The 12549-nt window shown below is 39.9% G+C and carries 12 protein-coding genes and 2 riboswitches; all 12 genes read right to left on the minus strand.

The genetic code is table 11. The annotated features are described in order from the left end of the window. Positions 1 to 98 precede the first annotated feature (98 nt). Positions 99 to 248, minus strand: a riboswitch (cobalamin riboswitch). Between the two features lie 561 nt (positions 249 to 809). Continuing rightward, on the minus strand, positions 810 to 1265 hold the full coding sequence (locus tag FNW02_RS29745) for a hypothetical protein (RefSeq protein ID WP_191761055.1): 456 nt from the start codon (positions 1263 to 1265) through the stop codon (positions 810 to 812). Positions 1266 to 1270: 5 nt separating this feature from the next. Further along, positions 1271 to 2131: a class I SAM-dependent DNA methyltransferase gene (locus FNW02_RS29750; protein WP_191761056.1), complete on the minus strand. Its 861-nt coding sequence runs from the start codon at positions 2129 to 2131 to the stop codon at positions 1271 to 1273. A gap of 231 nt (positions 2132 to 2362) precedes the next feature. Beyond that, the gene (locus FNW02_RS29755) at positions 2363 to 2788 is read right to left on the minus strand and encodes a QcrA and Rieske domain-containing protein (RefSeq protein ID WP_191761057.1); all 426 of its coding nucleotides are present in this window, start codon (positions 2786 to 2788) and stop codon (positions 2363 to 2365) included. 376 nt (positions 2789 to 3164) lie between these two features. After that, positions 3165 to 3554: a hypothetical protein gene (locus FNW02_RS29760; RefSeq protein ID WP_181927357.1), complete on the minus strand. Its 390-nt coding sequence runs from the start codon at positions 3552 to 3554 to the stop codon at positions 3165 to 3167. A gap of 339 nt (positions 3555 to 3893) precedes the next feature. Further along, on the minus strand, positions 3894 to 4358 hold the full coding sequence (locus tag FNW02_RS29765; protein WP_191761058.1) for a hypothetical protein: 465 nt from the start codon (positions 4356 to 4358) through the stop codon (positions 3894 to 3896). Further along, positions 4345 to 5400 carry a cobalamin biosynthesis protein CobW gene (cobW, locus tag FNW02_RS29770; protein WP_191761059.1) on the minus strand — a complete coding sequence of 352 codons (1056 nt, stop codon included), beginning with the start codon at positions 5398 to 5400 and terminating at the stop codon, positions 4345 to 4347. The genes FNW02_RS29765 and cobW overlap by 14 nt, the downstream gene beginning before the upstream one ends. A gap of 114 nt (positions 5401 to 5514) precedes the next feature. Next, complete coding sequence (locus tag FNW02_RS29775) at positions 5515 to 6516, minus strand: methyltransferase domain-containing protein (RefSeq protein WP_191761060.1); 1002 nt, start codon at positions 6514 to 6516, stop codon at positions 5515 to 5517. A 22-nt stretch (positions 6517 to 6538) separates the two neighbouring features. Then, entirely contained in the window at positions 6539 to 6793 is a 255-nt protein-coding gene (locus FNW02_RS29780) for a hypothetical protein (protein ID WP_191761061.1), read from the minus strand. Between the two features lie 366 nt (positions 6794 to 7159). Next, positions 7160 to 7302: riboswitch (cobalamin riboswitch) on the minus strand. 355 nt (positions 7303 to 7657) lie between these two features. Further along, a complete protein-coding gene (locus FNW02_RS29790) occupies positions 7658 to 7897 on the minus strand; it encodes a hypothetical protein (RefSeq protein WP_191761063.1) in 240 nt (79 codons plus the stop codon). Positions 7898 to 7959: 62 nt separating this feature from the next. Beyond that, positions 7960 to 8172 carry a chlorophyll a/b-binding protein gene (locus FNW02_RS29795; protein WP_191761064.1) on the minus strand — a complete coding sequence of 71 codons (213 nt, stop codon included), beginning with the start codon at positions 8170 to 8172 and terminating at the stop codon, positions 7960 to 7962. Positions 8173 to 8454: 282 nt separating this feature from the next. Continuing rightward, complete coding sequence (locus FNW02_RS29800; protein ID WP_191761065.1) at positions 8455 to 9636, minus strand: MFS transporter; 1182 nt, start codon at positions 9634 to 9636, stop codon at positions 8455 to 8457. Positions 9637 to 9710: 74 nt separating this feature from the next. Next, positions 9711 to 12227 carry a TonB-dependent receptor domain-containing protein gene (locus FNW02_RS29805; RefSeq protein WP_191761066.1) on the minus strand — a complete coding sequence of 839 codons (2517 nt, stop codon included), beginning with the start codon at positions 12225 to 12227 and terminating at the stop codon, positions 9711 to 9713. Between the last annotated feature and the right edge of the window lie 322 nt (positions 12228 to 12549).

Raw genomic sequence — 12549 nt, forward strand, 5'->3', positions numbered from 1 at the left:
ATTAGTAAAACTTGCAGAGGGTACTGTCTTAAAACAGTATCTATACCCATGAAATTCTTTAATCAAATGTATCATCTGTGCCTCGCAGATAAATGTTTTGTGTCTAGAGTGAGTCGGCGGGCATTCTGACTAAGAGACATGCTATATTCGTCTCATTACAGCTGCGGGACAGCGCCGGATTTACACCGAACTTTCCCCCTTACGCCTGATGGCTGCTCACCATCAGAACCGACAGTTATGTGTCACATTACCATAGTTATTGTGTATATGTAAATTCAGTCGATAACAATTTTGATTCTCTATATCACTTACTGAATATTGAATTATACTTGTGCTACAGATAACACGCATAAAATAAATCCCCTAACTGTTAGTAAAGGGGACTTTGCGGACATTGTAGATTTAATTTCGTCAGGTGTATTACATTCCTAACGTACTTTTGTGGAGGCTATAAAACAGAAGTTTTGCATTTGCTTTAATCTACATTCCTTGAGGTAACTGAGTTAATTTTGGTTGGTCTAAGTATGTATATACCAACTGAGAAACTTGACGAACAAAATCCCTACCTCTAGTGTTATTATATCCAGCAGTAATAATGAGATTTTATTAATGATTTTTTACACTAACTCCAAAACATTCATTAATTACAAACACATTAAAATTTGGTAAATAGATAAAATCTTTTTACCCACTATTGGGATAAGTAATTTTGAAGTTTTTAAGACTGGGATTTTTGAGTATTGAATTGTGCTATTAAAGCTCTATACATCTCAATTTGCAGAAAGCTAATTTTTGATTTTGGATGAGTCTCATTTTGTTTTTGCTCCTATTGAGAGGGTGTGCTGAGGTTGGAATTCTGTCCATTCTTTGCATACAGTTTGGTAACATTGGGGTGGTGTGATTGGTAATTTAGTTAAATAGAAAAACCCAGCTTGATGACCGTACTCCAACAAAAATACAACATCTTCTAAAGGATTATACTTATCTACAGCTTCGAGAATATGAGCATTCATGAAGTGTTTTTGTAACAGTACGGTATCAGGTGCTGCTAACCAAGCATTTAAGAAAGCTGCAAGATTTTTACGCGGGATAAAATGTGCTTTAAATGTTTCGCCAGCCATACCTAAATGCGGAGAATTGGTACTGCAAATTACGACACCACGTTCTCCTCCTAAATAACCGATCCAAGCGTTGTAACCAATTGCTAATATATTGGTAGCGATAAAAGCTTGTTGCCAATCTTGGATGTTTATTTCTGGGGTCATTTCGATTAAACTCCTTTTGATAACTGCCAGAGTTGAATTTCATAACATAAATAGCTCTCAAAAATTGCACGTGCTGCTAATCCCTCGACAACTAACTTTTCTAGCCAGCGCTTAAATGCCCAACGACCGAATGAGTATAATAGAGGGACAGCGATCGCTACAACATCAGCAATATATTTAACTGTAGTCAGCCCAAAAGTACGGAAATTATCAACACACAAGTCAATCGTTGGCGCAATATGGGTTGAAATGTCTTCAGCCTTGATTAACTTGAATCCAGACTGTTCTAACGCCGCTTGGAGTTCGTCGGCGACATGACAATTAGAAAAAATACCTTCTCGGTATTCGGCATCAAAACGCATCATATCTGCAAGCAGCAGGTAGCCACCACTATCCAATAAACGAGCCGCACCTTGAGCTAAATCGAGAGCAGCAATATATTGGCTGCTTTCGCTGAACAGAACTAGATCGTAGGAGTTTGAGGTGTGAAAATCTTCAAATCTCGTTAAGTAGAAAGGTACTTGAGAGTTGGTATTCTTAATAAACTTTTCTTGCTGGAGTGTGTCAGGTGCTAATCCCTCAACAATGAAACCGCGATCGCACAAATATGCTGCGTTACCACCAATACCACAGCCGACATCCAGCACAGTTTTTACACCCTCTGGGATAAAACTCAAAAGTTTAGCTGTATATGCTTCCTGCGCCACACGCAGGCGAGTCAGAGTTAATTCTTCACCCCTTTTAGGTAGTGGTTCCCAATACCCGTAATGAAGATAGGAAGAACCTGTAAGCCCCATATAGTAATCTATCGCTGCATTTTGGTAGCGAGTCGCTTTGGGAATATTGATTAGTTTTGGTTTTTGCATTTATAAATTGGTAGAAACAGTTGCACATTTATGTCCAATATTCCAAGCGATGTTAGTTTGTTAATTTTGTCGTTTTATTAACTAACGTATTTCTATTTGCAAGTTTCTAGATACTACTAATTATGGTGAAAACTTAAAGCCTCAAATGAAACCTGAGATTATTAATTACGAATTACGTAAAGCCTGCGGCATAGCTGCGCCTAGAGCGCAGCGGACGTAGCCCATTACGAATTATGAATTACGTTTCACAATAACTAAATCACCGTCTATTTTTGTTTCGTAATTTGATAGTGGTTTTGTAGCTGGCCCCATCTGAACATTACCATTAGGATCAAATTCCGAAGCATGACAAGGGCATAAAAATATTTTTTCTTCTGCAAGCCACTCCACTGTACAACCCATGTGAGTGCAGATAGGGTTCACAGCCACTAGATTTTTACTTTTAGAAGTACCAATTACCAATACTGAACCAACAGGTGATTTTTCATTTAATAGTTGTCCAGCTTTATCCAATTCGGCAATTGTTCCCACTGTTTGCCAATCTCCAGATGTTGATGATATTGCTGTAGTTTCTGGAAGAGAAGCCACAACTTTTTCAGGTAGGTTACTTACAAAACAACCTAAACTAAAGCAAGTAATAAAATCACGACGTTTCATATTCTTTAAGTTTTATCGAACAGAATTCAGGAGTCAAGAGTCAGAATTCAGTTGAGTATTCTGACCGAAAAAGCGGATAGCGCAGCGTATACCCTTCGGGATGCTTCGCTTAGAGCGAGTACTCGATCGTCGCGTCTGAATAACTGGATTTAAGACCCCCACCAAATTGAAAATTTGGTGGTCAACAAGACTTTTGAATGGTCTGAATCCCCACTGATATATTCAGAATTCTAAATTCTGAATTCTTCTTCAAATAAACAATTTATCACACCCTAAAATCTCTGAGCAAAAAACTGTAAAATAATGAGGGGAGAGAGAAATAACTCTCCCCATATCCCCTGCTTTTGGGAAGATGAAAAACCCAGGAAATTAGATTCTAGGGTAGGCTATTCCGCAGACGGCGTAAACAATTTATCGATGCAGCACAATCACAACCAAACATAGCTACAGCAGCATCACTTTCTGCATCCGTAACCCCAAGCAGAGCCTTTTCGCTGTCATCCGATGTAACATCAATCTCTGCTACGCCTTTTTGCAAATGAGATAATTCTTCAGCATGAGCGCAGAAAAATTTACCGAGTTTCGGATGTCTTACACAAGCTTTTTGGTCTGATGCTGATACTGGTGTAGTAGCAGCATCAGGACGGTCTACTGGTTGGGGATTTACTGGTTCACCAGCTGTGGTCACTTTACTGGTCATTACTAATGACGCTAGGGACATCAAAGCTGCGGATTTGGTAGTTAAAGTTATTAAAGCTTTCTTCATGCAATTGTCCTAGAAGTAGGTTGACAATTAAGGTTTATGTTCTCTCAGCTTGGTAGGGGATTGATGTTTTCTAAAAACCTGGATACTCAAAGCAATTCACCCATAATATACACCGGAAAATAAATTGCTATCTGAAATTGACAGATTCTTGAAAAATAGTTGCAAAAAATCAAAGTAAAATCTTTTATTTTTCACTTTGTATCTCTTACATTGATTTATTTCCCAAACAGGAGGTTTTCCTGTTTTATATACTTAATAGCTACTTACTAGAGAGATAGCAATCGATTATACTCCAACTTTAAAAAGTGCAACTATATATGTTGATATCCTGTATATCTTCTAGGGCATTAGGCTTGGTTTAAATTCTGACCAACGCTTGCAAACTTGTTCGTAGCAATCGGGTGGGATAATTTTTAGTTGGTGTAAAAAATTCACCTCAAATTGAGGATCAGCTTTCAGCACCAAAAGAATATCTTGATGGGGATTGTATGTTGCGATCGCGGGTAAAATTGATGAAATCATAGATGAGCAGATTGATTGCGATATAAATCCGCAATCCTGAAACGAACGCAAGTAAAACCCAATCAAATCAGAGGGGAGAAATTGCAGGGTGAAGGGAACTGTATCAAGACTTGTATCTGTAGGGTGAGTCACTTTAGTATCCACATCACAAATAACAACTCCCCGCCCAAATGACTGAAATCCTTTCCATCCTGTGTAACCAATTACCAGCAGATTATTATGAATAAAGCTGTTTTGCCAGTAGCCAAAATTTCCTTGCCACACACTATTAGATGGTCGCATTGACTTCTTCCCCCAACACCAATGATTCAATGCGAACTTGATCGAGTTCCTGTCCAATCAATACTAATCGCGTTTGACGGGATTCTTGGGGTTTCCAAGGACGATCGTAAAAGTAGTCAAATCGATTACCAACACCCTGTAATACCAGACGCATGGCTTTGTTAGGAACTGCTACAAATCCTTTAATTCGATAAATTTCTTGCTGTTGCACCAATGTTTGCAAGCGTTTAACCAAGACAGTCGGATCAAATGCTTGGTCTAGCAGTAGTTGCACTGCATTAATCCCTTCATCATGTTCGTGGTCTTCTTCAGTATCGTGATGACTAGGACGACTATCTAAGTTGTCTTCTACCGCAGCGTTGAAACCGAGTAACAAATCGCCACTGATTTTACCATCCTGGCAAGGAATGACTTTTACACCAGGCGATAAGTTCTGCTTTAGCCAATCTTGCACCCTAACTTGCGTTTGTTCGTCAACGCGATCGCTCTTGGTAAGCAATACTAGATCAGCACAAGCCAGTTGATCTTCAAACAGTTCCTCAATGGGTGTTTCGTGTTCTAGACTAGAGTCGGCTTGTCTCTGTGCTAAGAGGGCTGCTAAATCGCCTACATATTGATTAGTTGCCAACGCTTCACAGTCCACCACAGTAATTACGCTGTCTACTGTAGCGCCTGTGCGAATCTCCGGCCAGCGAAATGCTTGCACCAATGGTTTTGGTAGTGCTAATCCAGAGGTTTCAATTAACATACAGTCAAGGCTCGCGCGTCGCTTCAGTAATTCTTGCATTGCTGGGAGGAATTCTTCTTGCACCGTACAGCACAGACAACCATTGGTGAGTTCAACAATATTACTGTTGGAGTCTTCTTCATCGTCACAAACTCGGCAATCACGCAAAAGTTCGCCATCAATTCCGATTTCTCCAAATTCATTCACCAAAACCGCAATGCGTCGTCCTTCATTGTTTTGCAGTAAATGGCGAATTAACGTCGTTTTGCCTGCACCTAGAAATCCTGTAATTACTGTGACGGGAATTTTTTGCATATAAAGTGTGTCGTTTGTTGATTAATTTTGCGATGTGTAGAAAGAAGTTCTAACCGCAGATATCACGCAGTCAGTTGGTGTTAAAATCCAAATATTCATCACTAACTGCGATCGCTACCTAACCAAGCTTGAGGGATTTTGGTTGCCAAAGTTTCTGTCCATCAATTCTGTGCGTGAGTTTACCCGCACAGCGCGGAACATTCCAAATCGACACAACCCTGCACCAAACGCCAAACGCATCAGTAAAAGCGTCGGTACTTCGCGCACAGACTTGACAAAACCAGACAGTCCAAAACGCACTAATCCCTCTGGTCGAGCTATCCCTTGCCAAATCGAATCGAACCAAGAAGGAAGGGTTTCTTGCGTCCAGTCTGCCGTAATTACCTCCCCCTCAACTAATTCTGTCCCCGCCAAAAGCTCAGAAAAGCCTTCAATACTGGAAAAAGCTGGATGAGACCACTGCTCGAGCAGTTGCCGCATTACTGGTTTCTCCCAAAAATTTAGCGGCTTTTGGCGGTCATCCCTCTGATTCCAGTCAGCTACAACCAAGACCCCACCAGGCTTTAGCACCCGCATTAATTCTCTAGCAAAAACGGCTTTATCTGGCATGTGGGGGCCTGCTTCAATTGACCAGACTACATCAAAACTGGCATCTGGAAACGACAATGCCATCGCATCATCGACCGCAAACTGGACGTTTAGCCCGTCGGGTGTTAACTCCTGGGCGCGGTTAACCTGCTGAGGGCTGATGGTAATCCCTGTGACAGCAAACCCATAATCCCGCGCTAAAATCCGGCTGCTACCCCCAATCCCACAGCCAACATCTAAGACAGTAGTACCAGGAGGTAATTTTTCTATTCCACCCCATTTCACCATTTCATGGACAAAATCAGATTTAGCAGCCAAAAAATCCTTACTTCGCGGTGGCGAACCGTAGTGACCGAGGTGAATGTGTTCCCCCCAATAAAACTCTACAATGCCGTCAAGTGTCCATTGATCGTAGGAATTGGCGACTGTGGTTGAGGATTGATACTTGCGGGCAGTCAGGAGATAAGACGCAACTCCAATCACTAAAAGTACAAAAAAACCAATTATAAAATATAGTAAAGTTGACATTTTTTTGAACGCTCCTGTACACCTATTTGAGTCGATCTAACGGTTTGCTCATTGCTGCTCGTCCCGAATTAGATGCGCGATATCTTAACCGCCCAAAGTCGGCAATCGCAATATAAATCATCCGATACATCGACATTGCAATGTTTTGAACATCTTGAATAATTTTCCCTTGCAGTAGACTGGGCTTGTATTTGCCTTGAGGGAGAGCCGTTTGTTTGACAAAGGGATGAATAGCAGTAGGAATCTTCCCAGTTCGGTGAAGATAGAATTTCGGCATGATAATTAACTGAAGTATTAGTCTAGTAAATTAGCAATTTCTATGCGTAATTGAAAAAGCATTTGTTCAGTAGTGTCACAGGAATATATACGTCATACACGCCATTTACTACCTGTTTTGAACAACTTCTATCTGTTAGTTAATACAACGTTTTTTTGTTGCTGTGACTATTTGCAAGCGATACTCTCATCTGGAGTAGCGATCGCTGCATCTAAAGACACAACTTGCACCGGAAATTAATCGCTTACCCTCTCATAGAAAGTCGTAATCTGTAGCGGATTGATATGTGGCGCTATGAGAACGTAAAGCTGAGTAGTTGTAGAAATCTTCATGATAATATTTATCTGTGCCTCGCAGATGTACAAAATTTACAAGTTCACTTCGGCGGGCATTCTGACTCACAAGGCGAACCTTGATTACAGCTGCGGGACAGCGCCGGATTTACACCGGACTTTCCCCCTTGCGTCTGATGGCTGACTCCCAACAGAACCGAGTTGATATTGGTCTGATAATAGCATGATTATGAATTTAATCATACTTAAACTGACTGGTTGTAATAGCTACCATTTTTTAGTGGGACTGAGACAAAAACAACCAAAAAAGAACCTCAAATCTATATACAGAAAGACTTTAATATCGTTTTGCTTAGTTTCTTAATATATCTAAGTTTTGAGCTATTTTTGAGCATTTGGTGTATTTCTCTTACCCTGCATGGGTTTGAGGCTTGTTTTTCCCTCAAAAATGTTTAAGTCCCGCTAAATGCACAGTTACTAATAATTGATTCCTACAATTTAAAAGAAGTCTTGGCTATGTCCACCAAGACTTCCGATATATTTATTCAACTTAAAACCTAAAGCCAATTTTTTATCCCAAATTGCTGAAATAGATTGCCCAAAGGGTTCCTGTTACTCCCACAGCAATTAAAAGGTTAGTGAAAAACTTGCCTAATTCAGTTGATTCTCCCAGTACTTTATCATCTTGACCTGCACTGAAAAATAATGACCAGGCTTGGTTAACGTTAATTGTTTCAAAGTTGTTGAAATCGGGACGAAAAACAACGGGGCCAATTAAATCTTTTTTAGGGAAATCAAAATCAGTTTTCATAGCTATCCTCTGGTGATTTTCTATCGGTTAATTGAGTGAAATTCTTAAATATTCAGATTTAGTTATAGGTTTGTCAGCCATCCAATCAAGCCGTGTCCTGTGACAACTTCTACAGCTATGAGTGAGACAAAACCAATCATCGCCAAACGTCCGTTGAGTTTCTCGGCGTACTCGGTAAAACCTGCTCTTGGGGTTTGATCTACATAAACCTTTGGTTCAATTGCAAAGTTGTTGAGTTGACCGAGTTCGTTCATGGTAAAGCCTTTGCTTGTCATGTCTTTTTTCCTTTACTTGCTTATGTAACCAAATATAACAATATGTAAATATTTTTTGCAAGTACTTGACATGAATAAAAACTGTGGTTATCCGCACTCAGCAGGTTAGGTTTACCGTATGTGTGATCACCTCTGGCGGGTGCAAAGCACCATCGCGTAGCGTCTCCGTTGTGAGAGAATCGCCTCTGACAATTTAAAGAACATGATTAGTAGGACTTTGGTCAGGGTTTTTAAGCAATCCGATGTAGCGAGAGGGCTGTATACCTTGTGAATGTGTTGCTTCTATGCCCGCAAGTTGGTTATTAGTAATACGCTCAATAAACTCAAGGCTGCACTAATGATAAACATAAACGTATATCCCGTAGCGCTGGCGATCGCACCGCTAAGAACTGAAGCAGCAATTCCGCCAATGTATACTACTGACACCTGAAATGTATAATCAGTAGCGGCTGTTGCAGGTTCGCATTTATCCATCATGGCACTTAGTAATGCAGTATATGCCATACTTTGTGCTGCATTGACTGTTATACTCACAGCATACAGCACGGGTAAACTACTGATACCAATTGCAGGTATGATATACAAAAGTGTCACCATGCTAGCGGCAAAGCCAAATAGAGCTAGAGAACGTAATCTTCCCAAGTGGGTAATCCAGACTCCTGCAATCAAAGCACTAACAATACGGACACTGTAACTGACAATACCCAACATTAAGCCAATATCTGAGAGCGACAAACCTCTATCAACAAAAAGTGGACGAAGCATTGTACCTGACATCATTTCGCCTCCCATATATAGCAATATTACGAAAAGCCACAGTAATGCTTTGGGACGCGAGAGAAAGTTGATAAAAGGTTGAAAATAAGATGTGAAAAAGTTCGATTTCTGAGATTTATTACTAACTTGTTCTTTATACAATATTACTGGAATTAAAGTCAGTAAAATTATTACTGACATGATTATCAAGCTATACCGCCAGCCGATTCTATCTAGTAGAATCAGCACTCCACCCCCACCAATAATAGCGCCAAAAACATTTCCCCCAGCTTGAATAGCGTTTCCTAATCCTCTTTCTCGCGGTTCGAGTAAATTTACTGCTAATGCATCAGTTGCAATGTCTTGGCTGGAGGAGAATAAAAAAGCGAGAAACATACAAAAAACTAAGATATTGAAATTCTCTTTAATATCAATAAATGCACATCCAAAGGTTACAAATGCTAACAAAACTTGAAAACAGATAATCCAACCGCGATAATGTCCTAACTTTGGCAAACGGTAGCGGTCAATAAAAGGCGACCACAGAAATTTTAACGCTGAGGGTAGAATGAGAAAACTTAACAACCCGATAGCATCCAGCGACATATTTTGTTGTCGCATAAAAACAGGTACGGTTTGGATAAAAAAGGTTGTCGGAATGAATTGAGTAGTATAAAGTGCGGCGAGCAGGATTAATTTAGCAAGCATGGCGATGTGCGGAGGATAACAAATCAAAAATAGCGACAGGAAAGATAATTTTTTCTATCGCTACAACAATTAAATTAGAAATTAGCTTTAATTTGCACGCCATAGGTCACGGGATCGCCAAATCCTGCGGTTCCATCCGGTACTGGGAATAAGTATCCAGAGGTGATATAGCGAGTATCAAACAAGTTATTTGCATATAGGTAAATGCCATATTTCTCGGCTTCGTAACCAATGCGGGCATTTACTAAGGCGTATGGTTCTTGCTTGATTTGGTTCGCATCATCAAAATAAGTAATACCATAACCACGCAATTCTGCACGAGCAAACAAGCCTCCCGGACTGCGATATTGAGCAGCTAAATTGTAGGTAAATTGTGGGGAAAGGGGAACTTGATTATTGCTTAAGTCTACACCTGTATCGGAATTTAGGTAGTTTTTGTATATACTATCTACATAACCAACTGATGCAGTTAAATCGAATCCTTTAGCTGGTTTTGCTTTCAGTTCAAATTCTACTCCAGTGGCTTTGAGGTCAACATTGTTAACTCTGCCAAAAAGCCCACTCTCATCATATTGCAAAACTTGATAGTCATTTACATCGTTGTGAAAGATTGATAGGTTAGCAATTAAACGATTATCCAGCCAAGAAGATTTCAAACCGACTTCATAACTCCAGGTTTTTTCTTCTCCAAATCGCAGTTCTGCTTCGCTATTGGCGCGGTAGTTCAATCCACCCGGTCTATAACCTTTGGCAATAGTCACGTATCCCATTAAACTAGGATTGAATTGATATTTCAAACCGAAGCGAGGAATCAATTCACTGTTGCTGACTTTTTCATTGTTAAATGCCGGACGCAGTGGGGTGAGAGTTCCGTCAGCGTTTACTGACTCATAAGTACTATCTGAAGAGGCATCACTAGATTCGTAACGCAAACCAGCAAATACAGTTAATGGTTCTATCAGCTGATAATCTACTTGTCCAAATACCGCGTAGGTTTGACGATTATCGTCTCCAGTACGTCTAAATCTGCCAAATCCAGGAAAATCAGTTTGAGCATCGTCAACGTTAAAGTCACGAGATTCGTAGTAAGCACCTAACAACCATTGAAAACGCTCTGCCGTTTCTGGAGATTGGAAACGTAATTCTTGCGTCCATAATGTGGAGTCAATACCATCAATAATTTGTATCGCTCCTGTACTTCCCGGTACAAGGTTTTCTTGATGGGTAAAACGACGTGCGGTGATGGATGTGGCTCGGAAGCCTCCACCGTTGTAACCGATTTTTAAAGCTTGAGTATTTGTACTTAGTTTACTGTATCCTTCGGTTTGTAAATTAACCTCGAATGGGTCAGGAGGATTTAACTTGTTGTAGGTTGGATTACCATCATCTGTAAAGCTGTTATAGCTATTAAAAGATACTGTCCAATCTGGTGTAGGTGTCCACAAAAGTTGCGCTCGTGCAGCTAACCGCGATCGCTCGCCTATTTCATTACCTGTGGCTAGGTTCTTAATAAATCCATCCTGTCCTCTGTAAGCTCCCGCAATTCTCAGTGATAGTTTATCGTCAACCAAAGCATCGTTGAGAGAGAATTGGAATTCGCGGCTGTTATATCTACCGTAACTTGCACTAACTCGTGTTTCTGGTTCTGGCGTTGCTTGTCTAGAAATGATATTGACGACCCCACCAGAACTATTTCGACCGTATAGCGTACTTTGAGGGCCTCTTAGCACTTCTATTTGTTCTAGATCGAGTAAAGCTAAGTCTAGAAAGCCGTTATAATCAATTGGAATATCATCAATGTAAAAAGCTACGCTATCCTGAGCGGTAAGGAAATTTTGATTGTTCAAACCCCGCAAGCTGTAATTACTAAACTCTGTACCGCCGGAAGATGTGGGAAGAAAGTTAAAGTTGGGCGTTTGATTTGCAATATCAATCAAAGAATCGATTTGAGCATCTTCTATTTCTTGACGAGGTATTACCGTAACACTAATGGGTACATTCTGTGCATTTTCCGGTCGTTTTTGTGCGGTAACGACTAATTCAATATCTGGATCTGGTTCATTAGGTTTTTGGCTATTGGCTGATGGTTGAGTTTCAGGTGTTGTTGGTGTCACCCCTAAAACTAAACCTTCATCGCTGTCAAATAGTTCGACTTTTGGAGCTTGTGTTGTCCCCACTACAGTAATCTGGATACTATTTGCATCCTGGTTTGCCGCCAATACTTCCGTAATTCCCGCAACTGGCTTTTCTTGACGGAAGGTATTACCACTTGCTAAACGCATCTGTGCATTGGGAATATTTGCAATAAAGGTATTACCTTCTATTTTAGTTGTGGCTTGCAGTTTGTCAGATACAGATGTTTCTAAAATAACTTCCAACCCACTAGCTGTCTGATTCAACTTTATCCCTGTTACTAGAATAGTAGACTGCTCTTGTTGAGCTAGCCACTCCTTAACACTTGTGTGAGTCAGCTTAATATCTGAAAGTTGGGGAATTTGATCTTCTTTTGTGACAGCTAAAGCTTGTTGATTTATAAATATGGCAAGTATAATAGCTAGTCCTAAATTTCCCAGTAGATACAGTTTCCTCATTTAATCCTCACACCAAAAAGTAATCTCAAATTGTCAATAAAAGTTGACAAAATTAAAGCTATTAGTAGCAAATAGACTAAAACGTTTATGTACTAAATTGTTTGGCTTTATGGTAAATGTGTCAAATGACAAACCGTCAAACTTCTAAATTGCGTTCTAGCTGGAAAATTACTTATTGATTAATTATTCTTATGGTTGAAACCCGTTGATTAATATACTTTCAAAACTCTTAATAAACAAGCATTTGAGATTAGTTCTACTTATCGTCAAATACCAAAATTATTCTATAGTAAAACAAAAATATATAAGATTAATTATCAAT

This window comes from Komarekiella delphini-convector SJRDD-AB1 (assembly GCF_014831675.1).
Lineage (GTDB): Bacteria > Cyanobacteriota > Cyanobacteriia > Cyanobacteriales > Nostocaceae > Komarekiella.

Excerpts from the sequence above, each read along its gene's own strand:
- FNW02_RS29795 (WP_191761064.1), bottom strand. The coding sequence starts at position 8,172 with ATGACAAGCAAAGGCTTTACCATGAACGAACTCGGTCAACTCAACAAC.
- FNW02_RS29800 (WP_191761065.1), bottom strand. The coding sequence starts at position 9,636 with ATGCTTGCTAAATTAATCCTGCTCGCCGCACTTTATACTACTCAATTC.
- FNW02_RS29755 (WP_191761057.1), bottom strand. The coding sequence starts at position 2,788 with ATGAAACGTCGTGATTTTATTACTTGCTTTAGTTTAGGTTGTTTTGTA.
- FNW02_RS29790 (WP_191761063.1), bottom strand. The coding sequence starts at position 7,897 with ATGAAAACTGATTTTGATTTCCCTAAAAAAGATTTAATTGGCCCCGTT.
- FNW02_RS29765 (WP_191761058.1), bottom strand. The coding sequence starts at position 4,358 with ATGCGACCATCTAATAGTGTGTGGCAAGGAAATTTTGGCTACTGGCAA.
- FNW02_RS29750 (WP_191761056.1), bottom strand. The coding sequence starts at position 2,131 with ATGCAAAAACCAAAACTAATCAATATTCCCAAAGCGACTCGCTACCAA.
- FNW02_RS29745 (WP_191761055.1), bottom strand. The coding sequence starts at position 1,265 with ATGACCCCAGAAATAAACATCCAAGATTGGCAACAAGCTTTTATCGCT.
- cobW (WP_191761059.1), bottom strand. The coding sequence starts at position 5,400 with ATGCAAAAAATTCCCGTCACAGTAATTACAGGATTTCTAGGTGCAGGC.
- FNW02_RS29805 (WP_191761066.1), bottom strand. The coding sequence starts at position 12,227 with ATGAGGAAACTGTATCTACTGGGAAATTTAGGACTAGCTATTATACTT.
- FNW02_RS29780 (WP_191761061.1), bottom strand. The coding sequence starts at position 6,793 with ATGCCGAAATTCTATCTTCACCGAACTGGGAAGATTCCTACTGCTATT.
- FNW02_RS29775 (WP_191761060.1), bottom strand. The coding sequence starts at position 6,516 with ATGTCAACTTTACTATATTTTATAATTGGTTTTTTTGTACTTTTAGTG.
- FNW02_RS29760 (WP_181927357.1), bottom strand. The coding sequence starts at position 3,554 with ATGAAGAAAGCTTTAATAACTTTAACTACCAAATCCGCAGCTTTGATG.